The 23,820-nt window shown below is 34.4% G+C and carries 26 protein-coding genes; 14 read left to right on the top strand and 12 right to left on the bottom strand.

From position 1 onward, the window contains the following. The first annotated feature begins 5 nt into the window (after positions 1 to 5). On the top strand, positions 6 to 917 hold the full coding sequence (locus NWE55_RS16110) for a Ppx/GppA phosphatase family protein (protein WP_155092332.1): 912 nt from the start codon (positions 6 to 8) through the stop codon (positions 915 to 917). Between the two features lie 11 nt (positions 918 to 928). Here NWE55_RS16110 and NWE55_RS16105 read toward each other — a convergent pair whose 3' ends face one another. Then, positions 929 to 1,687 (bottom strand): TIGR02757 family protein, encoded by a 759-nt coding sequence (locus NWE55_RS16105; RefSeq protein WP_155092333.1) that lies wholly within the window; start codon positions 1,685 to 1,687, stop codon positions 929 to 931. 8 nt (positions 1,688 to 1,695) lie between these two features. Continuing rightward, positions 1,696 to 2,361, bottom strand: a complete 666-nt coding sequence (locus tag NWE55_RS16100) for an ABC transporter ATP-binding protein (protein ID WP_155092334.1) — start codon at positions 2,359 to 2,361, stop codon at positions 1,696 to 1,698. Positions 2,362 to 2,619: 258 nt separating this feature from the next. On the opposite strand from NWE55_RS16100, the gene msrA reads away from it, so the two are divergent. After that, on the top strand, positions 2,620 to 3,168 hold the full coding sequence (msrA, locus tag NWE55_RS16095; RefSeq protein ID WP_155092335.1) for a peptide-methionine (S)-S-oxide reductase MsrA: 549 nt from the start codon (positions 2,620 to 2,622) through the stop codon (positions 3,166 to 3,168). A 379-nt stretch (positions 3,169 to 3,547) separates the two neighbouring features. After that, a complete protein-coding gene (locus NWE55_RS16090) occupies positions 3,548 to 3,970 on the top strand; it encodes a hypothetical protein (protein ID WP_155092336.1) in 423 nt (140 codons plus the stop codon). A gap of 60 nt (positions 3,971 to 4,030) precedes the next feature. Here the strand turns inward: NWE55_RS16090 and NWE55_RS16085 are convergent, their stop codons facing one another. The 4 genes from NWE55_RS16085 to tnpA (NWE55_RS16070) all read right to left on the bottom strand — a co-directional run bounded on the left by NWE55_RS16085 (position 4,031) and on the right by tnpA (NWE55_RS16070) (position 7,005). Continuing rightward, positions 4,031 to 4,546 (bottom strand): DMP19 family protein, encoded by a 516-nt coding sequence (locus tag NWE55_RS16085; RefSeq protein ID WP_155092337.1) that lies wholly within the window; start codon positions 4,544 to 4,546, stop codon positions 4,031 to 4,033. 61 nt (positions 4,547 to 4,607) lie between these two features. Next, positions 4,608 to 5,672, bottom strand: coding sequence for a nucleoid-associated protein (locus NWE55_RS16080; RefSeq protein WP_155092338.1), 1,065 nt, complete (start codon positions 5,670 to 5,672; stop codon positions 4,608 to 4,610). Between the two features lie 64 nt (positions 5,673 to 5,736). Then, positions 5,737 to 6,282, bottom strand: a complete 546-nt coding sequence (locus tag NWE55_RS16075) for an IS1096 element passenger TnpR family protein (protein ID WP_155092339.1) — start codon at positions 6,280 to 6,282, stop codon at positions 5,737 to 5,739. 291 nt (positions 6,283 to 6,573) lie between these two features. Then, positions 6,574 to 7,005 carry an IS200/IS605 family transposase gene (gene tnpA, locus NWE55_RS16070; protein WP_155093506.1) on the bottom strand — a complete coding sequence of 144 codons (432 nt, stop codon included), beginning with the start codon at positions 7,003 to 7,005 and terminating at the stop codon, positions 6,574 to 6,576. Positions 7,006 to 7,092: 87 nt separating this feature from the next. Here tnpA (NWE55_RS16070) and NWE55_RS16065 point away from each other — a divergent pair, with 87 nt between their 5' ends. The 5 genes from NWE55_RS16065 to NWE55_RS16045 are packed head-to-tail and all read left to right on the top strand — an operon-like array spanning position 7,093 to position 10,957. Next, positions 7,093 to 7,266: a hypothetical protein gene (locus NWE55_RS16065; RefSeq protein WP_155092340.1), complete on the top strand. Its 174-nt coding sequence runs from the start codon at positions 7,093 to 7,095 to the stop codon at positions 7,264 to 7,266. Continuing rightward, the gene (locus tag NWE55_RS16060) at positions 7,244 to 8,635 is read left to right on the top strand and encodes a 2TM domain-containing protein (protein WP_258204418.1); all 1,392 of its coding nucleotides are present in this window, start codon (positions 7,244 to 7,246) and stop codon (positions 8,633 to 8,635) included. The genes NWE55_RS16065 and NWE55_RS16060 overlap by 23 nt, the downstream gene beginning before the upstream one ends. 2 nt (positions 8,636 to 8,637) lie before the next feature. After that, a complete protein-coding gene (locus tag NWE55_RS16055) occupies positions 8,638 to 8,997 on the top strand; it encodes a hypothetical protein (protein ID WP_155092342.1) in 360 nt (119 codons plus the stop codon). Further along, positions 8,984 to 9,748: a LytR/AlgR family response regulator transcription factor gene (locus NWE55_RS16050; protein ID WP_155092343.1), complete on the top strand. Its 765-nt coding sequence runs from the start codon at positions 8,984 to 8,986 to the stop codon at positions 9,746 to 9,748. Before NWE55_RS16055 ends, NWE55_RS16050 begins: the two co-directional genes overlap by 14 nt. 54 nt (positions 9,749 to 9,802) lie before the next feature. Continuing rightward, positions 9,803 to 10,957 carry a TlpA disulfide reductase family protein gene (locus NWE55_RS16045; protein ID WP_155092344.1) on the top strand — a complete coding sequence of 385 codons (1,155 nt, stop codon included), beginning with the start codon at positions 9,803 to 9,805 and terminating at the stop codon, positions 10,955 to 10,957. A 133-nt stretch (positions 10,958 to 11,090) separates the two neighbouring features. Here NWE55_RS16045 and NWE55_RS16040 read toward each other — a convergent pair whose 3' ends face one another. The 6 genes from NWE55_RS16040 to NWE55_RS16015 form a co-directional block, all read right to left on the bottom strand. After that, a complete protein-coding gene (locus NWE55_RS16040; protein WP_155092345.1) occupies positions 11,091 to 11,813 on the bottom strand; it encodes an LOG family protein in 723 nt (240 codons plus the stop codon). A gap of 12 nt (positions 11,814 to 11,825) precedes the next feature. Beyond that, a complete protein-coding gene (uvrA, locus tag NWE55_RS16035) occupies positions 11,826 to 14,654 on the bottom strand; it encodes an excinuclease ABC subunit UvrA (RefSeq protein ID WP_155092346.1) in 2,829 nt (942 codons plus the stop codon). A gap of 228 nt (positions 14,655 to 14,882) precedes the next feature. Then, positions 14,883 to 15,380: an META domain-containing protein gene (locus NWE55_RS16030; RefSeq protein WP_155092367.1), complete on the bottom strand. Its 498-nt coding sequence runs from the start codon at positions 15,378 to 15,380 to the stop codon at positions 14,883 to 14,885. A gap of 601 nt (positions 15,381 to 15,981) precedes the next feature. Then, a complete protein-coding gene (gene creD, locus NWE55_RS16025) occupies positions 15,982 to 17,259 on the bottom strand; it encodes a cell envelope integrity protein CreD (protein WP_258204417.1) in 1,278 nt (425 codons plus the stop codon). 51 nt (positions 17,260 to 17,310) lie between these two features. Continuing rightward, positions 17,311 to 17,610, bottom strand: coding sequence for a winged helix-turn-helix domain-containing protein (locus NWE55_RS16020; protein WP_155092348.1), 300 nt, complete (start codon positions 17,608 to 17,610; stop codon positions 17,311 to 17,313). Positions 17,611 to 17,615: 5 nt separating this feature from the next. Next, positions 17,616 to 18,245: a hypothetical protein gene (locus NWE55_RS16015; RefSeq protein WP_155092349.1), complete on the bottom strand. Its 630-nt coding sequence runs from the start codon at positions 18,243 to 18,245 to the stop codon at positions 17,616 to 17,618. Positions 18,246 to 18,577: 332 nt separating this feature from the next. Here NWE55_RS16015 and NWE55_RS16010 point away from each other — a divergent pair, with 332 nt between their 5' ends. From NWE55_RS16010 to NWE55_RS15985, 6 genes are all read left to right on the top strand, one after another. Beyond that, entirely contained in the window at positions 18,578 to 19,546 is a 969-nt protein-coding gene (locus NWE55_RS16010; protein ID WP_258204416.1) for a quinone oxidoreductase family protein, read from the top strand. A gap of 127 nt (positions 19,547 to 19,673) precedes the next feature. After that, entirely contained in the window at positions 19,674 to 19,838 is a 165-nt protein-coding gene (locus NWE55_RS16005; RefSeq protein WP_155092351.1) for a hypothetical protein, read from the top strand. A gap of 24 nt (positions 19,839 to 19,862) precedes the next feature. Beyond that, positions 19,863 to 20,042, top strand: coding sequence for a hypothetical protein (locus NWE55_RS16000; RefSeq protein WP_258204415.1), 180 nt, complete (start codon positions 19,863 to 19,865; stop codon positions 20,040 to 20,042). A gap of 309 nt (positions 20,043 to 20,351) precedes the next feature. Beyond that, positions 20,352 to 20,783: an IS200/IS605 family transposase gene (gene tnpA / locus NWE55_RS15995; RefSeq protein WP_155093506.1), complete on the top strand. Its 432-nt coding sequence runs from the start codon at positions 20,352 to 20,354 to the stop codon at positions 20,781 to 20,783. Between the two features lie 598 nt (positions 20,784 to 21,381). Then, positions 21,382 to 22,722, top strand: a complete 1,341-nt coding sequence (locus NWE55_RS15990) for an NCS2 family permease (protein WP_155092354.1) — start codon at positions 21,382 to 21,384, stop codon at positions 22,720 to 22,722. A 75-nt stretch (positions 22,723 to 22,797) separates the two neighbouring features. Beyond that, positions 22,798 to 23,739, top strand: coding sequence for a ketopantoate reductase family protein (locus NWE55_RS15985; protein WP_155092355.1), 942 nt, complete (start codon positions 22,798 to 22,800; stop codon positions 23,737 to 23,739). Positions 23,740 to 23,820: the final 81 nt, after the last annotated feature.

Genomic DNA, 23,820 nt, shown 5'->3' with positions numbered 1-23,820 from the left:
AATATATGCTAAAGATAAAGAAATACGCCGCTATAGACATTGGTTCTAATGCCATGAGATTATTAATAACGAACATAGTTGAGGAAAAAGGAAAAACGACTGTGTTTAATAAGAGTTCATTGATTAGGGTTCCAGTGCGTTTAGGACAAGATTCATTTACTAAAGGAGAAATTAGTGAAGAGTCGAAGTTGCGTATGATTGATTCTATGAAGGCCTTTTATTTGCTTATGAAGGTAAATAAGGTGGATAGGTATATGGCTTGTGCTACAAGTGCTATGAGAGAGGCTGAAAATGGAGAGGAGATTGTAGAGGAGATATATAAAGAATCTGGAATAAAGATTAGTATAATTGATGGGAAGAAAGAAGCGATGATAATTGCGTCCTCTGATTTAAAACACTTTATCAACAGTACACAAAATGTGATGTATATTGATGTAGGTGGTGGGAGCACTGAGTTTACGATATTTTCAAATGGAGAACAAGTTGCATCTCAGTCGTTTAGAAATGGTACAGTGCGACTGATAAACGACATGGTACCTAAATCAGTTTGGATAGAGATAGAATCGTGGATCAAGGAGAATACAGTCAACTTAAAAGACCTTGTTGTTGTCGGATCTGGTGGGAATATCAATAAGATATTTAAGATGTCAGCCAAAGCACAAGATAAACCTTTAACTTATAGTTATTTGACACAGCAATACAATAAGTTAAAGGAGATGTCTTATGATGAGCGTATTTCCGAATTAGGTTTGAATCCAGATCGCGCCGACGTTATTATACCAGCTCTACGCATTTATAGCAGCGCGATGAAATGGAGTGGTGCTAAGTATATTTACGTTCCTAAGATAGGAGTATCCGATGGAATCGTTAAAGCGATTTACTATGACCGTGTGCCATTAGATTATCAAAGTATGTAAATACAGGCTATTTAGAATTTTTCAATAGCACCTAAGCCAAATAAGGCAAAGTCATATTTTACTGGATCTATAGGATCCATCTGACGCAAAACATTATCTAATTCAGCTAATGCTTTTGCGTCATTTTGTTTGCGCTTTAGTATCCCCAGTTTACGAGCAACATTGCCAGAGTGTACATCTAAGGGACAAGATAGATCAGCGGTGCTTATGGTATTCCATATGCCAAGATCTACACCGTTATTGTCATTTCGCACCATCCAGCGGAGGTACATATTAATTCTCTTTGCAGCAGAGCCTTTCATAGGGTCGGAGATGTGTTTCTCTGATCGAGTAGGGTGTTCTATTTCAAAAAATAATCTTTTGAAATTAGATATTCTCTCTTGCATAGGAGCAGATGTATTTGCAAAAACACTTTCTAAACCATTGTGATTGGTATAAATGTGTTTGAGCCCTTTTATAAAAGTTGCAAAATCTACTCCGTTAAAGGTTCTATGGACGAATGAATCAAGATTGTCTAAGTGGTCTTGCTTGTGCTCCATAACGAAATCGTAAGGAGAATTCCCCATGAGTTCCATCATTCGCTTCGCATTCTTTATAATCATCTTTCTATTGCCCCATGCTATAGTAGCACTTAGGTAGCCAGCAATTTCAATATCCTCTTTCAACGTGTAAAGATGTGGTATCTGAATCGGATCATCAACAATAAAAGCTGGAGCATTGTATAAAAGAACTTTTTCGTCTAAAAATTCTTTAAGATCGTTTAAATTCATTTGTTTTATTACTTTGATACTATAATTCCATCAACCATTGTAAGCTTTCTATCTGCCATATCAGCTAATTCTTCATTGTGAGTAACAATGACAAAAGTTTGTCCTAATTCATCTCTTAATTGGAAGAATAGTTTGTGGAGGTTTTCTGCCGAGTGCGTATCTAAATTTCCCGAAGGCTCATCTGCGAAAATGACCTGTGGCTTGTTAATTAGAGCTCTTGCAACTGCCACTCTTTGCTGTTCTCCTCCTGATAGTTCAGATGGATAGTGCTTTATCCTATGAGATAGATCTAAGTAATTTAACAGATCAATAGCGTCTTGTTCCACTTCTGAAATAGTTTTTCCAGCTATAAGAGCGGGAAGATAAACATTTTCTAAAGCTGTGAACTCAGGGAGTAATTGGTGAAATTGGAAGATAAATCCAAGGTTTAGGTTTCTAAACTTAGAAAGTTCTTTATCGTCTAACTGCAGTATATCGCTGCCATTGATATGTAGAGAGGTGTTTTCTTGTGTAGTAGGATGATCAAGAGTACCTAATATTTGTAATAAAGTTGTTTTTCCTGCACCAGATGCACCAACAATAGATACAACTTCTCCTTTTTTAATGTGAAGATCTACTCCTTTAAGGACTTCTAATTTATCGTAGAATTTGTGAATATTTACTGCTCTAATCATATTTTGATTGTGGTTTTAGTATTGCAAAGTAACGATTTTTATGTTGCAAGAGCGAAACTTTGTCAGATTGTTTTTACAGTTATCAAATAAGTAATTGTGGAAATTACTTTAGAATTTAGTAGAACGACAAAGTCAAAGTAAGATTGTGAATACTTTGCTGTGACATATAACAACTAATTAATTCAGTCATTTTTTTTTATAGCGTAAAATATAATATTTTTATCTCTGATAAATAGTAATAGAAAATAGTATAAACAAATGGAGAACAATATAAACTTGCAAAAGGCCATTTTTGCTGGAGGGTGCTTTTGGTGTACAGAAGCCATTTTTAAAAACTTAAAAGGAGTAGAACAAGTGCTACCTGGATATATTGGAGGACACACAGTTGATCCTACTTATGAGCAGGTTTGTACAGGAGAGACCGGTTTTGCAGAGGCAATTCAAATTATGTATGATGGAAATGTTGTTAATTACAATCAATTGTTAGAGGTATTCTTTGCAACTCATAATCCTACTACTTTGAATAGGCAAGGAGCAGATGTGGGCACACAGTACCGAAGTGAGATATTTTATACGGGTCTTGAGCAGAAGACTTTAGCAGAGGAGTACATAGCTGTGTTGAGTCAAGAGCGCGTATTTGAAGATCCTATAGTAACTGTAGTCAGTAAGGCAACTTTATTTTATGTAGCAGAAGATTATCACAAAGATTACTTTGCTGTTAAGGGGGATAGTAATCCCTATTGTCAGATGGTTGTAAAGCCCAAAGTAGATAAGTTTATGACCAACTTTAGTAATAGAGTAAAATAAGTTAGATGTGATTGGGATGTCATTGCAAACTATCATATCGAAAGACTGACAACCTTTTTGCGAATTGGCTAAGGTGTTAGAGCTGTTTTCTTTTTAGGGGATTGAGATGATAATTATTTAGTATTTGCAGTGATATCCTCATCGTGCTTAATGTTGCTCTATCTAATCAGAAAGGGAAAAAAGAATAATTTAGTTTACTTCATTTTAGAATTATTGTCGAGAATTAATCTTATGCTAACTTTTGCATTAAAATGGCACTGTATAGGGCGAATTAATTGGTAGAGGTATTTGTTTAAATCATAAATTTTTATTAAATTTATAATAGAAATAAAAAAGAATAATATTAATAGTGTAATTGATTAACGCAAATTTGTTCCTTATGAAGAAAATTTTTACAATTCTATTTTTGGCATTAGCTTTTGGTGCTTGTAAAAATACAAAAGAAAGTAAGTCTCTTGGAGATCAGAGAGCTGGTGAATCTGTAATTGGTATGTATTACTACTTTGTTACAAATCAGAAATTAGATTCTTTACCTAATTACGTGGATAGCGAAAGTTTCACTGCTCAAGATGTAGAGGCATTAACAAGTCAAATAAAAGAAAGACATGACAGCTTAGGACCTATTGAAAGTTTTAAAATGGCTGACTGGAAATTAACAGAGCACAACAAAAAGGAGAAAACAAAAGATTTCATTTTTGATTATACTGTAGAGTATAAGACAAAAACAGTAAAAGAAAGAATCCATCTTGATAGAAAAGGTAAGGATTTGAAAATATCTAAAATTGAGTTTGATGTAGAGTAATATCTACGGTAATTCAATAGTAAAAAAAACACCTCACAATTTTAATTGTGAGGTGTTTTTTTATTGTATAAAATCTACTATTATCTTTTGCATTTCATCGATACTAACTACTTTTAAATCGGGATGATTTCTCAGCCAATTCTGATGATCTTCTTTAAGATCTGAAGTGAAATCCTTGAAAGAGTTATCTTCGAGTAATAGAGCAATGTCTTTTTGACTTTCAAATTTAGAGTCTAAGAATTTAGCCAGTTTAACTTTACTGAAAAGTTTGATTTTGCGCATTTGTTTCTGGAAATATTCCAAGTACTCAGTATTGCCGATAGCTTCTAAGCCAGCTTCTATAATTTCAATTAATTCTAATTCCCATTTGCTTTCGTGAATAAACTTAGCAAGACCTTGGTCTTTCAATATAGTGTGAAAATAGTCCACACAATAGCTTGTAAACCCGTCAGGATGGAGTTCGTCATCATTGACTTCAGATGCTCGTAAATAATTGATAACAGAAATGTTAGAGTTGATTAAATCATTGTTCTCAAAGGAATTTTCTGATATAAGTATGTATTCAAATTCTCTCATGATATGGTCGGTATTTAACAATAAAAGGCTATTCTTTGTGTGAATAGCCTTATGTATATAATTACGCTTTTTGTTCTTTGTTGAAGTAAACTAAGTAGTAGTACATTTGTTTTTCTTCATCCCATCCTTTTTCGACAAACTTATCTGCACTCTCAGGATTGATAAAGTCAAGCTTGATTTGAATATTCGTATCAAGATTAATGATGTTCTTGATTTTCTTGCGAGCATCAGTCACTGCATTATTTGCGATTGGGAAGTTGCTGATGTCTTCAATACTGTATTTTTCTCCTTTATCTACTTTGTAGTTTTTAAACTCTGCAGCTAAGTCAGGATTCTCAATTACCTCATTGATGAAGTTTGATTCTTCAAACTCGTCGTTCTTTGCAAAGTAGTTCACTGAACGGTTCATGAACATTACTTCTTCTTTTTTATCTTCTGCTGGAAGTACAACTTCTTTAGCGAAATCTTGACAGAACTTCAAGTATTTTTTAGTCATGAATGCTTCGTCTTGGAAGATATCTACAGATAAGAAATGCTCTAACCAATAACGTGCATCATATTTGTTGCTGTCAATAGTCAAGATTTTGTATCCTTCTTCTTTTTTGTAATTGAAGATAATACATCCTTTGTCTAATTTATTTAAGTTAATCCCCTGTTGTAGGATCATTTCTAAATTAGAACCATTTTCTTGGAATTGTAAGAAGTCAGCTTTAATCTCACTTTTAAATATCCCTATTGCATCAACTACATTGTTGTCTATAGATACATTGGTCAAGTAAGTAACATAAACTTCCCCATTTTTAATATGTGGGTGATTTGATTGCTCAAATAAGTGTTTTGTTATTTTCTGAGAAACTTCATGAGATTTAGCACTTGATGGAGCATTGAATAATTCACTTGCATAGTTATACATCTCATTAAATTCCAAATCAACATCATGCGCAAATTGATAATAACTCTCCTCTTTTTCTCTAAAAGGTTTGAAGAAATACTCTTTTAACAAAGGAGCTATTTCATCATTAAGTTTATATGGTTCTTCTGATAAAAAGAAGGCTTCACTTCTACTTTTATTTCCAACTCTATGGATAGAAAGTGTTTCTATGTGAGCATTAAATAAGTTAATCATGGCAAATAATAATATAAAAAGGTTATAAATCCCTTATATAAGGTTTAGTTAAATCAAAAGCGGATTAGTTCCAGTTGTCTTCGTACCCGAAGTCCTCAAAGTTGTCATCTCCGTCGAACATATCGAAATCTTCTTCATCAAAGTCATCGTCAAATTCTCCAAAGATATCATCATTCGAAACAGGATTTGCAGTAAATGATTGAGTCGGCATAGAATCAGGTAGTATACCATGAGAGAACAATAATTCAGGGTATGCATTTCCAGGTTCTTCTTCTTCAATCGCTCCTAACTCTACAAAGAAGGTAAACATATTCAAGAAATCATATACATAGATGATTTTTGTTTGATTCTCACTCAATACGCTATTGATTGGAGTAGAACTCATTGTTTTTGCTGAGTGATCTTCTCCTATATCAAATAATGAAATCTCCTCTTCAAGTTGAGTCCATTGATCATCACAGGCGTAAAATGAAGCTGCCTCCATTCCGTCAAAACCAAATGCATTTACAATAGCATTGTGTAAATCTTCCAGAGAGTCGTCTTCTAAAATAGCTATATCTCTAAAAATATCTTCTTCTGTATCAAGGATTACTCTAAATTTATATACCATAATTGTAATGTGAATTAGATGGCAAATTTAAACTTATTATTCATTTTTTTAGAATAAAAGAGTCCCTTTTTCGCTTTGTTTTTTTATGTAATACTCAGGGGTTTGACTTTCAGATTTTTATAAAAATGAGGGGCAATTTACAACTCATCCTTTAAATTCCACAACTCAGTAGTTATGTTTTGAGTATCTCTATACTTTAAAGGACATTTGTTCTAACAAAAAAATAAACCACTATGGACTGAAAGTCCATAGTTTGTTAAAGCAGACTAAAGTCTGCCTGGGTGGAGCTACTTACTCAAGTATAAAGTTACCTCCGTTATCATTTGGTTTACGATGGTGTTCAAGATATTGATTTAGCATTTCATCAGTAATATTTCCTGTACTCCAACAACCAAAGCCTATTGCCCAAAAGTGACGTCCCCAGTATCTGTGCTTCAACTCAGGAAATTCTATTTGGAGTTTCCTTGAGGTACGACCCTTGAAGAGTTTGACAATATTACTTATGTTTTGAGATGGTCGATATTCTATATGAAGATGAACATGATCCTTTGATACTACACCTTTTAAAATTTGAATATCTTCTGCTTCACAAATCTGAATGATCAGACTACGACAACGTATCTGAATATCTCCTTCCAATACTGGATAACGATATTTAGTCACCCATACTATATGGGCGGTTAAACGTGATACACTATGTCCTCCGGTTCGTTGATATTCCATATATCAAAGGTAAACATTTTTAGAAGCTGAAAGCTAAATGCACTAAAGTGCATAGTTTTAACTACAGTCTGCGACCAATAAATGATTATGAATGTTATAATCTCGTTTACGCTATTTTTGATAAATACTATTTGTAGTTTAATAGGAATGTCAATTGATGATGTTAATATACAAGAACAAGTAATTCCCAAAAAGGAAAAGATTGAATGGATTGTTTATCAAGGAGAAAATAGAAAAGATGGAAGTAGAGAATACAAATAAGAAGGAGTACAGGGGAAAAGAGTCAGCTAAGCTATTTAAGCTATTTCTGTTAACGCTTTTGACCTATGTACTGTTTAAGAAAGTCTTAAAACTATATGGTTTAGATTTTCCAACGTTCATTGGCTATTTGGTGTTCTTTGGTGGCTCTTTTATGCTTGTACACTCATTTTTGGTCAAAAAGTTTTACACAGACATAGAGCGACTTCTTAGAGCGGATGAGAAGAATGTGAACAAACTTACTTTGTACTGTGGAATTACGCTCTTTGCTGTATTCTTTATGCTGAGTTTTATTATCAAGCTATTTCACCTCCTTTTTATATTAGAAGACCAGCGTATTCAGATAATATTGTTCAATGAGCACTTTAGGGCAATATGTAGTTTTAGTTTTTTATTGACTATTGTTTATACTATTTACATTTATACGCGCTTAAATGCTTTAGCGAAGAATCAGCAAATCGTTGAACAAAAAGTGATTACAGGGAATGTGTCTGCTCAGTTTGAAAGTCTAAAGAATCAGTTAGATCCACATTTCCTTTTTAATAGTTTGAATGTTTTAGGTGCCTTAATAGAAGAAGATCAGGACAAAGCTATTCTCTTTAATCAATCCCTATCGAGAACTTACCGTTATATACTGGATCAAAAGAACAAAGAACTCGTGCCTTTAGAGGAAGAATTGGCCTTTGCAAGAACCTATATTGAGCTGTTGCAAATGCGCTTTGAGGATAGCCTTACTTTTGACTTTCCCGAAAGCGTTAAGCAAGAAGGGGGAAAGGTGGTGCCTCTGTCTTTGCAGTTATTGTTAGAAAACGTGATAAAACACAATAAGGCTACTTCTGCAAAACCTATTCACATTACAATTGTTGAACAAGCTGATGGCTATTTAAAAATTCAGAATAATCTTAGTAAGAAAGAGTTGAGAGAGGGAAGAAAGGGAATCGGATTAGAGAATATTGCAAGTCGTTATGCTTTACTTACAGCAAAACCAATAAAAGTAGAGGAGTCTTCTGATTTCTTTACAGTACAAATACCTATACTAACCAAAAAAATTGAACATATGAGAATTATTGATGTACAAGAAGATGAACAAGATCTACTAATTGAAGCAAAGAAAAAAGTAGCAGAGTACAAGCGTTTTTATTCGCATTTAACTACTTACCTTTTAGTAAATACTTTCCTGATAATGATGAATATCCTTACTGATGCAACCTTTATGTGGAGTTTGATTCCGTTGTTTGCATGGGGGATTGGTTTGGGATCACATGCCATGAAAGTATATAATTACAGTTTTTTTTTAGGTAAAGATTGGGAGGATAAAAAGATGAGAGAATATGTTGAAGATCGAAAAAATGATAAATCAAATTGGCAGTAGTTATGAAAAAGGAACTGTCAACTAAGGTTAGTGAAAAGTATAAAGCTTATCGTTTTAGTTATACTAATAGGACTGTATATCTCGTATTGCAATTTGTACTTTTTGCAATTGTCCTCTTGTTTACAAAATACCTTGAACATTTGGAAATAGAAGATGTTAGGATTGTGTTTTTAAACAATGACGAAAAGCTGCAAATTGTCTTTTTTGCTATTTGGTTTGCGGTAATTACAATTAAACTAATCTTGCATTTTGCTGATTATATCCCCCTTTTAGATCGCTGGATAAATAGAGTAGAGAGAAGGGAAATGGATAGAATAAAGAATACATACGAATATCAAGTTAATCGATATGACAGGAATTAATATAGTGATTATAGAAGATGAAAAGCCCGCTGCAAGGTCGTTAGAGCGCAAGTTAGAGAAGTTAGGTTATTTTCCAAATGCGAAATTGACTAATGTAGAAGAGGCTATAGAATGGTTTGGTTCTAACAAAGAACCAGACCTCATCTTTTTAGATATACAGCTGTCAGATGGTTTGTCATTTGAGATTTTTGAACAAGTCAAAGTGAATAGTGCTATTATTTTTACTACAGCTTATGATGAATATGCTTTGAGAGCTTTTAAGTTGAATAGTATTGATTATTTGCTAAAACCTATCCAAGCAGATGAATTAGAGCAAGCCATTCAAAAGTTCAAAAATAATAAACAAGCGATTTTTGGATTTAATGAACAACTCTCCATGTTCACCCAGTTTCTCTCCAATAATGTGATCGAGTACAAGGAGCGCTTTGTTGTGAAGATAGGTATGCAGATTAAAATTATCAGTACTACTGATATTATGTGTTTTTTTAGCGAAAATAAAGCGACTTATATCAAGACCAATGAGGGAAGAAACTATTTAACAGATTATTCTTTAGAGGAGATTGAGAAGCACTTATCTCCAAATGATTTCTTCCGCATTAATCGAAAGTTCATTATATCATTAGTGTCAATTCACGAAATCCATGCTTTTTCCAATTCCAGATTAAAGGTAAATTTAAAGAATTTTGATGATGATGATTTAATCGTAAGCCGCGAAAAAGTTAATGATTTTAAAAAATGGATAGAAAAGTAGTATAATCTCTAAAAACTTCTTTAATTTAGGATTAAATTTTAAATAAGAAAAATAATGAAAAGAATTAGCGTATTGCTAGCATCTGCTTTAATATTCGTAGCTTGTAATAAAGCAGGTAATATTTCAGTAGAAGTTGCGAATATTCCTGACGGCTCAAATGTAGAGTTACAAACTATTGAAATAGGAGCAGTAGCGCCAACAACAATCTCTAAAGCTGAGGTAAAAGAAGGAAAAGTTGTATTTGAGAATACTTTTAATGACTTAGACGAAGCTTACATTGTATTTGGAAGTGAAGAAGAACCATTAGGAGCAGTTCCATTTGTTGGAGAAAAAGGGGATATTAAAATTTTCTATGACAAAGAGGAGTTAACGAAGATAAAAGTAGAAGGTACGGAAGCAAATAATAAGTTGCAAGAGTTACAATCTAATATGATTCCAAAGATAGATGAGCTTAAAGCTTTCTTGAATGACAACGGTCTTGCTTTGATGATGCCAGTTGATGAAAATGATCAAGAAGCTGTAAAAAATCGCGCAGCTGTTGAGCAAAAGTATGAAGCAATGGTTCAGGAGTTAGAAAACTATCCTGCTAACTTTAAAGAGAAAAATAAAAATACTGCCATTGCATTATTGATTTTATCTAAAGAAGTTCCTACTAAAGGAAAAACAGCTAAAGAATACCAAGAGGAGTTTGACGCTTTTTCTATTGACTTAAAAAGTACATTATTAGGAAAGAAAACACAAGCTGCTATTAAAACTTTGACTGAGAGCAAAACAGCTGTACCTGTAATAGGAGAGAAGATAGGTGATTTTAAAGGAACTACACCTGCAGGTGAAGAGTTGTCTTTATATGACTATATGCAAGGAAAGAAACTTATCTTGATTGATGTTTGGGCTGCTTGGTGTGGACCTTGCCGCAAAGAAAATCCTAATCTTGTAAAAGCTTATAAATTATATCACGATAAAGGATTTGATATTATCGGTTATTCATTAGATAGAACAAAAGAAGAGTGGGAAGAGGCAATTGCAAAAGATGGCCTAACTTGGACGCAAGTATCTAATATTGCTTATTGGAATGATCCAATCGTTTCTGCTTACGGGATTCAAGGTATTCCAGCAAGTTACTTAATCGACGGTAATGGTGTCGTGATTGCAACTAACTTGAGAGGTGCTGCTCTTGAGCAAAAAGTAAAAGAGGTATTAGGACTATAATATACCGCACGATAATAATAACAAAAAGGTTCCTGTAGTAATACTATGGGAACCTTTTTGTTTTACAAGTGATTATAGGACAAAAAGAAACTGCTTAGTATTTACTAAGCAGTTTCTTTTTTGTAATATGATATTAAAAGTTTGGTCTTAAATTATACTTTTTATAGAAGTTGTCAATTACTTCAATTACTTCATCCGCACTGTCAACTAATTGAATTAAGTCCATATCTTCCGCACAAATGTTATTGTGCTTAGTTAATAAGGTTTGTTTTATCCAATCAATCAATCCTCCCCAGAACTCAGTTCCAACAAGAACGATAGGGAATTTAGCAATCTTCTTCGTTTGAATTAACGTTACAGCTTCAAACAACTCATCAAGTGTACCAAAACCACCAGGCATTACTACAAAACCTTGAGAGTACTTAACAAACATTACTTTGCGTACAAAGAAATAGTCAAATTGTAAGTTTTTATCGTGGTCAATATATGGGTTGAAGTGTTGCTCAAATGGCAATTCGATGTTTAGTCCAACAGAAACACCTTGTCCTAAATGTGCTCCTTTGTTACCTGCTTCCATAATACCAGGACCACCTCCTGTGATTACGCCATAACCAGCTTTACTAATTTTGAATGCAATTTCCTCAGCTAATTTATAGTAAGGATCATCTTTCTTAGTACGCGCTGAACCAAAAATAGATACACTTGGACCGATACGTCCCATGTTCTCGTACCCATTTACAAATTCAGACATAATTTTAAAGATTCCCCAAGAATCATTTGTCTTTATTTCATTCCAAGATCTTTGTTTGAACTTGTCTTGAATTTTAGCCTCTTCACTTTCAAAAATTTCTTTCATATCATCTAATCTTTAAAGCTCATTCTTCAAAAAATGAGCGGTATAACTTTTTTTATTCTTTATAATTTCCTCTGGTGTTCCCGTTGCAACTATCTGACCTCCCTGACTACCTCCTTCATATCCTACATCAATGATATAGTCTGCAAGCTTGATTACATCCAAGTTGTGTTCAATAATTAATATCGTATTTCCTTTCTCTACTAATTTCGTAATAACTTCCATCAGTACGCGTATATCCTCGAAGTGAAGTCCAGTTGTTGGTTCATCAAGGATATAGAAGGTATTACCTGTATCTTTCTTAGAAAGTTCTGTGGCAAGCTTAATGCGCTGTGCTTCACCACCAGATAAAGTAGTACTTTGTTGTCCTAAAGTTAGGTATCCTAAGCCAACTTCATCAATTGTTTTCAATTTACGATATATTTTTGGAATATTCTCAAAAAACTCTACCGCTTCTTGAACAGTCATATTTAAAATATCCGAAATTGACCTTCCTTTGTATCTTATCTCAAGGGTTTCTCTATTAAAACGCTTGCCTTGACACGTCTCACATTCTACATATACATCCGGTAAAAAGCCCATCTCGATTGTGCGTACTCCTGATCCTTCACAAGTATCACAGCGACCACCTTTTACATTAAAACTAAACCTACCAGGCTTATATCCTCGTATTGCCGCTTCAGGGGTTTGAGCAAATAAGTTGCGTATATCAGAGAACACATCCGTATAAGTAGCAGGGTTTGAACGAGGAGTTCTTCCAATAGGACTCTGATCTATACAGATCACTTTGTCCAAGTGCTCAAGCCCCTTAATCTTTTTATAAGGTTGTGGTTTGGCAACTGCATTGTAAAAATGAGTATTCAAAATAGGATAAAGCGTACCATTGATTAATGTCGACTTTCCTGAACCAGAAACTCCAGTCACACAAGTAAGCGTTCCCAATGGAATATCTACTGTGACATTCTTCAAATTGTTACCCGTAGCTCCTTCTAATCTCAAGGTTTTTCCATTTCCTTTTCGCCTTTGTTTAGGAACCTCTATCTTCATTTGACCATTGAGATACTTAGCCGTTAGCGTTTGTTCTTGTAGCAATTCTTGTGGCGTTCCAGTACTGATTATCTTACCTCCATTCTTTCCGGCTCTCGGACCAATGTCGATAACGTAATCAGCTCGTTCGATCATATCTTTATCGTGCTCAACGACAAGTACAGAATTTCCAAGATCACGCAGTGATTCCAAAGACTTTATCAATCGCTCATTATCTCGTTGGTGCAGTCCTATACTCGGCTCGTCTAAGATATACAATACACCTACCAGTTGAGAGCCTATTTGTGTGGCTAATCGGATGCGCTGTGCTTCTCCACCTGATAGTGTACGCGAACTTCTGTTTAAAGATAAATAGGTTAATCCTACATCTTCTAAAAAGGACAGACGAGTATTGATTTCCTTTAATATCTCAGTAGCAATACTTGCTTGCTTGTTTGTCAATTGTGGAGGAAGATTTTGAAACCATTTGATCAATGTTTCCACATCCATTTGGATTAACTCTCCAATGTTCTTTTCTCCGATTTTAAAGTACAATGCTTCTTTGCGCAGGCGACTACCACCACATTCTGGACAATCTATTTCGTCCATGAAGTCTTTTGCCCAACGTTTGATTGTCGAACTTTCGCTTTCTTCAAATTGATTTTTAATGAAATTGACAATTCCCTCAAAATCGATTTTGTAATTCTTAGTGATTCCTGCAACTTTTGATACTACCGAAAAGCTTTCATTGCCTCCATTGAGGATCACCTCCATGGCTTCATCAGGGATTTTTGAAATAGGATCGTTTAGCGAGAACTTGTATCGCTCAGCGATTGTTTCCAATTGTTTAAACATCCACGACTTTTTCTCCGTACCTAATGGTGCAATACCTCCAGCTTTAATAGATACTTTGTTGTCAGGTATTATCTTCTGTATATTCACTTGGTTAATAGTACCTAATCCATTACAACATTCACAAGCTCCTTTGGGAGAGTTGAAAGAGAAATTGTTCGGTTCAGGTTTCGGATAAGATATTCCCGTAGTTGGACACATCAGATGTCTACTGAAATACCTAAAATCACTTGAATCTTGTTCCAGTACCATGATGATATCATCTCCGTAATGCATGGCAACTTTGATGCTTTGGGCGATGCGTTGAAGGGTTAGTTCTTCTTTATCTACAGCTATTCGGTCAATGACAATCTCGATATCATGGGTTTTATAGCGATCAATGCGCATTCCAGATTCAATATCTCTAATTTCACCGTCTATGCGAACTTTAAGAAACCCCTGTTTTGCAATTTGCTCAAATAATTCTCTGTAGTGTCCTTTTCTTGCGCGAACAACAGGAGCTAAGATATTAATGCGTTTGCCGTCAAAGTCTTTTGCAATTAGTTCTTGGATTTGCTCATCGGAGTAGCTAACCATTTTCTCGCCCGTGTTATAACTATACGCTTCACCAGCGCGTGCATATAAAAGACGCAAGAAATCGTAAATTTCTGTAATGGTTCCTACTGTTGAACGTGGACTCTTGTTGGTAGTCTTTTGTTCAATAGCTATTACAGGAGATAAACCATCAATTTTATCGACATCTGGTCGCTCTAATCCACCCAAAAACTGTCTGGCATAGGAAGCAAATGTCTCTATATAGCGACGTTGTCCTTCGGCGTAGATCGTATCGAAAGCAAGTGAGGATTTTCCCGATCCAGATAATCCTGTTATTACAACAAGTTTTTCACGAGGTATTACGACATCTATATTCTTTAGATTGTGTACTCTCGCTCCTAAAACTTCAATATTATCGTCTGAATTAATCATAATTTTTTGCAAAGGAACAAAGATACATAATTATACAATTTTAAAGAAGTTTTATGACCTTTATGAGCATGGGATTAATACACTTTTAACGCTGAAAAAGAGACAGCGTGATTCATGTGCCTTTATTTTAGTTTAGAAGTAGAAATATACCCTAACTAAAAAGAAAAAATCCTTCTAATTTTTAAATTAAAAGGATTTTATATTGAAATACAATATTTTAAATATAGCCTACTCTGTTACTTCGGCTTTCTTAAATTTCATTACTACGATATCTCCAGAGATGAATAAAAGTTCATCACCTACAATATCATATTTTGTTACTGAAGTTAAACCTTGCATAAATACAGTGTCAGCAACACCTTCACAGAACATTTTTGTAGCTGCTAATTTATCTCCGATAGCAATACCGTTGTTCTCTTTGCTTTCATATTCACCCATGATGTTATTACAACCGTCATTACCGTTCAATTGATTCTCTCCTGAGAAAGTTAAACTTGGTTTTTTGTTAGGGAATAATTGGTCAACAGTTTTACCTTCTGCTGCAGGTGTGGTAACAGCTAATAGTTCCCAACTTCCTGTCAATTTACTTTCTGTTTTCTCCACTTGAACTTCTGTTTGTGTCGTTTCTTGATTCGTTTCAGGTGTCTCTGTTGTAGCTTGTTTGTCTTTACAGCTTACTACTGCAAAACTTAAAATTGAAGCTAAGATAAATACGGTTTTTTTCATTTTCATCTTTTTAATTAGTGATATAGCAAAAATAAGAAAAAATGAATGGTATTACAGTATCAAATTCATACTATGTGAGTATTGCAATGAAAATTACAGGAAATAATGTGTTGTACTTCTTTGTTAATTACCCTTTTAACGACTAATGCAAAAATAGTACAAATAGACGTAAAGAAACATAAATGATCAGTCCACTTTTTGAGTGATATAGTCGTTAGGCCTTTTAAATATCAGCTTTATGGCTCAAGCCATTTAAAGCCGATGGGTACTTTGTTCGGATATTGGTGCGATAAAGTACGCTATTTACTGGGATTAAGGGCACTTTTGCGAATGAACCTCCCACCATCTCCGAACAAACCCCTAACCAAGTAGGATACGGCAAATACCTCTCTGTAATTTATTTGTGTTTGGAAGTAAATTAGAATTGGAAAACTTATGAAACGTATTGCGAATATTGTAAAAAATAACCTCCTTTTCATCAAAGGAGGTTATAGATAGTGATACTTGTGTGTTTTAGTTAAATGATTCTTGTTCAGTTTATTGCGTCTGTCGCTACTGTTTGTTTAAGAATAGGCTTACACATTTCTATAGATAGACCTGTTTATTTGCTGAATGTTATTCGCTTTGAAAAGTACATCAGTATTGCTAAAATTGCAAAAAGTCCAATACTTCCGACAATTAACGCTGCTTCTTTCAACTGAAGTAAGAAGAATAAGAAAGTGTATAATAGCGATAGCAGTCCCATGATAGTCAGTGCAATTCTCTTGTTCTTGCTCAAGCCATAGAGGAATGAGGTAATCAATGTAATTGTCGCAGTGGCTGAAATTAAGTAAGCATAACTGAAACCAACGTACTCAGCAAAAGACAATAATAGGACAAAGTTGATACACAAAGCCAACCCTACTAAAGCGTAGTGCAAAATATTTATTTGAAGATTCTTTAAGTTCTCCATAAAGAAAAATGTTGCAAAAGTTAACCCGATGAATAATAAGGCATATTTAGTTGCCCTGTTTACTTTGCTGTAAAAATCATTCATCTGTAAGAATTTTAATCCAAATTCAAAAGTTTCTAAACTTTCCAGGTTGTTGATGTTTGCCTCAAAGGGAAATGATTGAAAGATAGTCCACGTTGGATTGCTTAACGTCATTTTTTCTGATTCGCTATCAGGTAGGTAGCTTCCAATGTATTTGATATCCTGATAAGTCGTATTCAGTTTTACTTTGTTTTCTTTGGCAGTGGCAAGAAACTTTAATTCTGTTGACCCTTTTAGGTGTAGAGGAAAACTGATTTTGCTAAGATCAATAGTAGATTCCTTGATGTCAAAACTCAAGAGATTTAAGCTTGACTTAGTGCTAATTTCGTTGTCCTGCTCAAAAAAATTGGAAGGATTGCCGTTGATATTGATTTGTTCTGTAAATCCTCTGCTATCAGATATAGCAAAGACAATCTTTGCTGTAGTAAATTGATCTTTGCTGTCGAGTTTTAACTTTTCTGCGATTTTATCGAGAGAGATAAAAGAGGCATCGACATTCAAATTTGTGTTGTAAAGCGTGACTTCATATAGGCTTCGCTTTTTAATTTGAGTTTCTACTTTTCCCGCTATATTTTGAGATTGTGGAGAAGTTAGTGATGGCACCGTTCTTTCAACTATGGTATTGTCTTTTTGAACATAGGTTTTTTTGTATTCTACATAAATGAAAGGGCCGTAGATTGTTTGTTCGTTACCCCACTTGGAAGTTACTTCATTTTTAACTTCTCTTTGAAACGATTCTCTTTCTGATACTATACCTGTGATAAAAGGGATAGCGATAAGTAATAGTAGGGATAGTACAGTAATGATGATTCCCTTGATCATTGGTTTTTGATTTTCTTTTTCCATATTTTAAATATTAAAAGTACTTTGATTTTCAAAGTAAAAAATTAAAAAAAATTATTTCAACTCTTTGATTAAATTTTCGAGATAGGTTAAGTGTTGTTTAAAGGCCATTTTTCCTTCTTCTGTAGCAGAATAGGTAGTGTTAGTTTTTCGTCCAATAAATCCCTTTGTTACAGTAATATACTGGCTTTCTTCTAAGTTTTTTAGATGAGAAGCCAGGTTGCCATCAGTCAGGCTTAAATATTCTTTTAGATCGTTAAACGAAAGTGATTCATTGACCATTAATCCGCTCATAATACCTACGCGGATTCTGTTGTCAAAGACTTTGTTCAATTTATCTAAATCAAATTTCATAACTGTTAGTTTTGTTTGTCGTATTTATTCCAAAGGATTATGCCATAAAGAAGGTGGATCAGCCCGAAACCAATAGCCCAACAAAGTAAGGTATAATCTATAAAATAGAAGGATACAAGTCCTAATAAAAGTTGCAATAGTGCTATTATTTTCACTTCTTTTACTGTGTCCTCCTGTACAGTATACAGAGCAAGTCCATAAAAAATTAGGGTAGTTGGTAAAGCAAAAGACAAAAGGTTGTACTTATACCACAATAGACAAAGAATACCACCAACAACAAGTGGTAGAGAAAAGCGAATTAGCAATCTCTTGGTTAAGCTATTGATAAATTGTTTTCCTTGTTTTTGCGTTTTCACAATGGTAAAATAGAAACCTCCAGTAACAGCCACTATAAAGGTGATCAATGCTAATGACAATAAGTTAAATGCATTGTACGTAGTTTGATAAGGATCGTTAAGCGTGAGGTCCTGATAGCTGTACAGTGAATTTGTTTGCCAGATATACAAGATACCGCTGGCAATTAATCCACAGAGTCCTACCCAAATTCCACTCCATCCACTAAGACTTAAAAACTTAGTAGAACGCTCCATCATTGTCTTGATTTGCGCTAAATCTTCAATAGCTTTATTACTCATAATAAAAGTACTTTGAATTACAAAGTTAATTAAAAATTGATAAGTTGGTTGCTTTTTTTTTTATTTTTTTCAAACGCCAAATTTGAGATAGACATCTGAGTGAATAGTAGCGATACAAAATCGATCTGAATTAGTAAGACATGCAAACATCTGGGTGGTTTAAGGGTGAATGAAGAAGATATTAAGTAGAGTTGCTTAGTTGTATTGGACTAAGAAAGATTTTGGATTGATAAAAAATGTGGGAGTCATATAAGTGAGCGGACTTGCTATCTTTTTTAGAAATGATACCTCTTATTGTTGTAATATTGTGCTTTATTTATTTTATTGAGAATATGAAGGCAGCAGTATTGTATAAGTCTGGTTCAGTACCTGTATATGGTGAAATAGAAGCTCCAGTTAGCAATGGTTTAAATCAACAATTGTTGCATGTTAAAGCAGCGGCAATTAAGAATTTGGACAAGGCGAGAGTGAGTGGAAAGCACTATGCGAGTTATAAGGATTTTCCTTGTGTTGTAGGGGTAGATGGCGTCGGGCTATTGGAAGATGGCAGACGTGTTTACGCACAAGGTATGACGGGGATGCTGGCTGAGTATGCATTGATTTCCCAACAGATTACACCTATCCCTCATAACTTAGATTATGTGACAGCCGCAGCCTTACCCAATGCTGTATTGGGTTCTGCCATGCCCTTATTGATAAGAGGGAAGCTGGAGAAAAGACAAAATATACTTTTTAATGGGGCTACGGGTGTTACAGGTCAGGTAGCCGTGCAAATTGCAAAATACTATGGAGCAAATGAGATTATCGTGACGGGGCGTAATGAGCGTATTCTTAATGAGTTAAGAACATTCGGCGCTACGCATACGATTAATCTAAAAGAAGGAGAAGAAGCGGTGAAAGGTAAATTAAAAGCGATTCACGATCAGTATCCTATCGATATCGTAATTGACTATCTGTGGGGACAGCCTATAACTTGGGTTTTAGATACTTTAAAGGGCGGAAGTATACATCACCTATCGCATACTACAAAAATTGTAACAGCGGGTGATATGGCAGGTAAAGAGATTGCGTTAACTTCTGCTATCTTGCGTAGCTCTGCTATAGAAATACTGGGCTCTGGTTTTGGAAGTTTATCAGCCGAGGAATTAATTGTCTTTAACAAAGTAATCTTACCCGAAATGTTTTTATTAGCCTCTAATGACAAATTGAAGATTCAAACTGCGGCTTACCCTTTAGAGGAAATAGCAGAGGTGTGGAATAAGGATTTGCCTTCGGGTACTCGACTTGTTATTACGATTTAGTTATTTGCTGAGAATTACAAAAATATGAAATGAGGATTACTTTTAGTGTTTACTTGTTTAAGGATGTTCTAGTGATAATATAGAATGTGGTTACGATAATAGAGATGAATTAATTACCATTGATAAATTGATTGGTAAATGGGACTTAGTGGATGTCAAATGGAATAGTGATGAAGCGTTTTTTGAAGATAGATGTAGAAAGGAATTTAATGCATTTAATTCTAATACAAAGGCTATTGCAGATATTAAGTATGGACAAGATAATCAGTGTCATAATACAAGTATTGTTTAAGAAAGGTCTTTACACTGTGATAAAGTGAGCTACCATAACCCTAAAACTAAAAAGTATCGTGATGATAAAATCTATAAACTAACAAATAAAGAGGGAATAGTATTCACTGATATAGAATCAGAGTTTATGTTGATATTAGATATATATGACCCTAATGGTCCTGTTTTTGTTAGTCAAGTTATTAAAACATATAGAAGAAAATAATATAGTTGAAGAACTGTCTTTTAAAGGCAGTTCTTTTTTTTTGAGGTTTTACCTTGGTCTTACTGATGTTTCCGATACATTTCAGAATAAGTACTGACGATCTATTCGCAGATGGTTTTGTAGTTTTTTTGATTAGCCAAAAAAAGCAGAATAAGACATATTAGTCAAATAAGCTCATGAGGAGAAAAAGTGTATATCATGAGCTTTCTTAATAGGTTTTGTTAGTGTTTATTGGTCGCAGACTGTAGTTAAAACTATGCACTTTAGTGCATTTAGCTTTCAGCTTCTAAAAATGTTTACCTTTGATATATGGAATATCAACGAACCGGAGGACATAGTGTATCACGTTTAACCGCCCATATAGTATGGGTGACTAAATATCGTTATCCAGTATTGGAAGGAGATATTCAGATACGTTGTCGTAGTCTGATCATTCAGATTTGTGAAGCAGAAGATATTCAAATTTTAAAAGGTGTAGTATCAAAGGATCATGTTCATCTTCATATAGAATATCGACCATCTCAAAACATAAGTAATATTGTCAAACTCTTCAAGGGTCGTACCTCAAGGAAACTCCAAATAGAATTTCCTGAGTTGAAGCACAGATACTGGGGACGTCACTTTTGGGCAATAGGCTTTGGTTGTTGGAGTACAGGAAATATTACTGATGAAATGCTAAATCAATATCTTGAACACCATCGTAAACCAAATGATAACGGAGGTAACTTTATACTTGAGTAAGTAGCTCCACCCAGGCAGACTTTAGTCTGCTTTAACAAACTATGGACTTTCAGTCCATAGTGGTTTATTTTTGAACTTACACACTTTAAGAGACAGTGCCCAAAGCAATTCTACTTCATATCTCTTTCATTTCTTCTACAACTATACTACAGTATGCTTTTTTCTTAGATTCAGAGCTATTTTGTATAATTACTTTTCGTTTTTATGTCTATCGCTTAATCTGTGTTAAAGAGGGATATGGCAATCATATGTGTACACACAGCGTCTTTAGATTTAATGAAGCATTGCAGATAGTTTGGGTTTTAGTGCTTAGTTATAGTAAATATTGTTTTAGGGGTGAATTATATTGCATTAATCTTTGTGTGTTCGAGATTGAAAAAAGAAAAGTTGTAAATGGTAAAGAAGAAGAAAACCCTGCCCAAGGACTTTCAAGAATTAGTTGACACAACAGTACTTTGAAAGAGTATTAAGTCATTGTGTTTTCATAGCGATGTATTGATTCTGTTTCTAATTAATTAGTTTTAATGTGGAATCTTTGAATTTTAATAGAGTTGTATTTAAAAACTTTTTACTTTTGTTTGCTTAACGCAACAACACAATGAAAAACTTTTTGGAGAACTACTTTCAGTTAAGTAGTAACGGTACCACTATAAAACGTGAGTTTGTAGCTGGGATAATTACTTTTTTAACCATGTCTTATATCTTGGTTGTGAATCCGAATATTCTTGCGGATGCCGGGATGGATAAGAGTGCTTTGTTTACCACAACTGCTTTAGCTACTATTTTTGCAACACTGTTAATGGGCTTGTATGCCAAATTGCCTATTGCTCAAGCTCCAGGAATGGGATTGAATAGTTTCTTTACTTATTCTGTTGTTTTGACTTTAGGGTATTCATGGCAGTTTGCTTTGACAGCAGTATTTATTGAAGGGATCATTTTTCTACTTTTAACCTTCTTTAATGTTAGGGAATTAATCGTAAAGAGTATTCCAAAAGTACTCAAAGAAGCTATCCCTGCTGGAATAGGTTTGTTCATAACGCTTATAGGTCTAAAGAGTGCAGGTGTGGTAGTAGGAGATCCCAATACTTTGGTTCGCTTAGGTGATTTTAGTCAACATACCGTATGGATAACGCTTGTAGGGTTGGTCGTTACTGGTATTTTATTGATTAGAAATGTAAATGGAGCCATTCTCTTTGGTATCCTTGCGGCGACAGTCTTTGGAGTTATTTTAGGTGATGTATCTTTGCCGAGTAGAGTGGTAGATTTACCTCCTTCAATTGAGCCTATCTTTGGAGAAGCTATCAAACCTATGTTTACGGCAGAAGGTTGGAACCAGATCTTGTCTATAGATATGGTTGTAGTTGTTTTTACTTTCTTGTTTGTTAATTTGTTTGATACAGTAGGTACCTTAATTGGTGTGATTTCTAAAACGAATATAGCGGACAAGGATGGGAATTTTCCTCAAATGAAAAAGGCTTTATTTACGGATGCAATGGGGACTACTTTTGGAGCGATATTAGGGACAAGTTCTGTGACTTCGTATGTAGAGAGTGCCTCTGGTGTGGCATCGGGAGGTAGAACTGGACTAACTGCAGTAAGTGTAGCTGTTATGTTTGCCTTAGCTTTATTCTTGGGACCGATATTCTTGATGATTCCTGCAGCTGCTACAGCTCCAGCATTGATAATCGTAGGGCTATTTATGATTAGTTCTGTATCGAATATCAATTTTAATAATCTATCAGATGGCTTACCTGCATTTTTAACGATAGTTTTTATGCCATTCACTTATAGTATTGCAGAGGGAATTGTATTTGGTATTTTGAGTTTTACAGTTTTAAAATTAGGTGCTAATCAGCATAAGGATATTACCCCGACGGTATATGTACTTTCTATATTGTTCTTGATAAAGATTGTATTAGACGTGGTGTCTATCGGATAATACAATAAATTGAAAAAGGGAATTTGGTTTCGAGAAAACTTATTACCTTGTTTGAAATTATAAAACAAGTAGCATATGAAGACTCGAATTGCAATTTTAGGCATAGGAGGTGTTGGGGGTTTTTATGGTGGTCTATTAGCAAGTTATTATAAAAATGACCCCAGTATTGAAATAATTTTTGTTGCAAGAGGTGATAATTACCAAGTGATAAGTACCAGTGGGATTGAAGTTTATACTGATAAGGAGAAATGGGTAGGAAAACCTAATTTAGTTGTTGATCACATCAAGAAAGCTGGTAAGTTAGACTACATTATCTTAGCGACAAAAGGATATGATTTGGAACCAGTCATTAGCGATCTTAAAGAGGTCGTAGATGATAGTACCGTTATATTGCCCCTTTTAAATGGAGTAGAAGCTTTCGAATTGTTAGCCTCTGCATTCAAAGAAGGACAGGTCTGGAAGGGGTGCACTTATATTGTAACTCGATTGAAAGAACCAGGTGTAGTGGATAATCCCAGTGGAAGACAACGTATACTCTTTGGTTTAGACAAAGAGCTTACCCCGCAAATGAGCTTTTTTGAAAAGATATTGACTGACGCGGGAATTAATGCCTTAGCGACATGTGATATTAGTAGGGAAGTGTGGGAGAAGTATATTTTGGTTTCTTCTTCTGCGACTGCGACAACGTATTATAACTCTTGTTTTGGCGGCGTAATGGAGCATCACGCAGATGTTATGCACCAGCTCTTGATCGAGATATCGTCATTGGCGAGAGCTAAGGGAATTACTTTGTCAGCTGATATTGTAGATGTAGTGGAAGGTAGGTTAAAGGCTATACCTTATGAATCGACAACATCTATGCACAGTGATTTTCTTAGTGGTAAGCTTTCTAATGAATTGGGGATTATGACAGGTTATATTGTCAAAGAGGCAGTAAAATATGGTGTTGAGGTACCTAAGTACAAAGAGATGTTCGAAAACCTAAGTCAGAGAACAGGAGAGAAGTATTTAAAATAGATTTTATATCTAATAATATGAAATTAAAAAAGGAGTGTATTCATACAGAATACACTCCTTTTTAGTTTGTTTGAAAAAAAA

Origin of the sequence: Myroides albus (assembly GCF_024722315.1) — a bacterium.
Lineage (GTDB): Bacteria > Bacteroidota > Bacteroidia > Flavobacteriales > Flavobacteriaceae > Flavobacterium > Flavobacterium album_A.
The sequence above is the reverse complement of the archived record's forward strand: the minus strand, read 5'-3'. Positions and strand labels throughout refer to the sequence as shown.

Bases quoted from the DNA above. Each gene is read 5' to 3' on its own strand.
- NWE55_RS16090 (WP_155092336.1), top strand. From the start codon at position 3,548: ATGAAGAAAATTTTTACAATTCTATTTTTGGCATTAGCTTTTGGTGCT.
- NWE55_RS16105 (WP_155092333.1), bottom strand. From the start codon at position 1,687: ATGAATTTAAACGATCTTAAAGAATTTTTAGACGAAAAAGTTCTTTTA.
- NWE55_RS16010 (WP_258204416.1), top strand. From the start codon at position 18,578: ATGAAGGCAGCAGTATTGTATAAGTCTGGTTCAGTACCTGTATATGGT.
- msrA (WP_155092335.1), top strand. From the start codon at position 2,620: ATGGAGAACAATATAAACTTGCAAAAGGCCATTTTTGCTGGAGGGTGC.
- NWE55_RS16100 (WP_155092334.1), bottom strand. From the start codon at position 2,361: ATGATTAGAGCAGTAAATATTCACAAATTCTACGATAAATTAGAAGTC.
- creD (WP_258204417.1), bottom strand. From the start codon at position 17,259: ATGGAAAAAGAAAATCAAAAACCAATGATCAAGGGAATCATCATTACT.
- NWE55_RS15990 (WP_155092354.1), top strand. From the start codon at position 21,382: ATGAAAAACTTTTTGGAGAACTACTTTCAGTTAAGTAGTAACGGTACC.
- NWE55_RS15985 (WP_155092355.1), top strand. From the start codon at position 22,798: ATGAAGACTCGAATTGCAATTTTAGGCATAGGAGGTGTTGGGGGTTTT.
- NWE55_RS16080 (WP_155092338.1), bottom strand. From the start codon at position 5,672: ATGATTAACTTATTTAATGCTCACATAGAAACACTTTCTATCCATAGA.
- NWE55_RS16050 (WP_155092343.1), top strand. From the start codon at position 8,984: ATGACAGGAATTAATATAGTGATTATAGAAGATGAAAAGCCCGCTGCA.
- NWE55_RS16065 (WP_155092340.1), top strand. From the start codon at position 7,093: ATGAATGTTATAATCTCGTTTACGCTATTTTTGATAAATACTATTTGT.
- NWE55_RS16030 (WP_155092367.1), bottom strand. From the start codon at position 15,380: ATGAAAAAAACCGTATTTATCTTAGCTTCAATTTTAAGTTTTGCAGTA.
- NWE55_RS16020 (WP_155092348.1), bottom strand. From the start codon at position 17,610: ATGAAATTTGATTTAGATAAATTGAACAAAGTCTTTGACAACAGAATC.
- NWE55_RS16110 (WP_155092332.1), top strand. From the start codon at position 6: ATGCTAAAGATAAAGAAATACGCCGCTATAGACATTGGTTCTAATGCC.
- NWE55_RS16040 (WP_155092345.1), bottom strand. From the start codon at position 11,813: ATGAAAGAAATTTTTGAAAGTGAAGAGGCTAAAATTCAAGACAAGTTC.
- NWE55_RS16055 (WP_155092342.1), top strand. From the start codon at position 8,638: ATGAAAAAGGAACTGTCAACTAAGGTTAGTGAAAAGTATAAAGCTTAT.
- NWE55_RS16015 (WP_155092349.1), bottom strand. From the start codon at position 18,245: ATGAGTAATAAAGCTATTGAAGATTTAGCGCAAATCAAGACAATGATG.
- tnpA (WP_155093506.1), top strand. From the start codon at position 20,352: ATGGAATATCAACGAACCGGAGGACATAGTGTATCACGTTTAACCGCC.
- NWE55_RS16045 (WP_155092344.1), top strand. From the start codon at position 9,803: ATGAAAAGAATTAGCGTATTGCTAGCATCTGCTTTAATATTCGTAGCT.
- uvrA (WP_155092346.1), bottom strand. From the start codon at position 14,654: ATGATTAATTCAGACGATAATATTGAAGTTTTAGGAGCGAGAGTACAC.
- NWE55_RS16060 (WP_258204418.1), top strand. From the start codon at position 7,244: ATGGAAGTAGAGAATACAAATAAGAAGGAGTACAGGGGAAAAGAGTCA.
- NWE55_RS16075 (WP_155092339.1), bottom strand. From the start codon at position 6,282: ATGGTATATAAATTTAGAGTAATCCTTGATACAGAAGAAGATATTTTT.
- NWE55_RS16085 (WP_155092337.1), bottom strand. From the start codon at position 4,546: ATGAGAGAATTTGAATACATACTTATATCAGAAAATTCCTTTGAGAAC.
- tnpA (WP_155093506.1), bottom strand. From the start codon at position 7,005: ATGGAATATCAACGAACCGGAGGACATAGTGTATCACGTTTAACCGCC.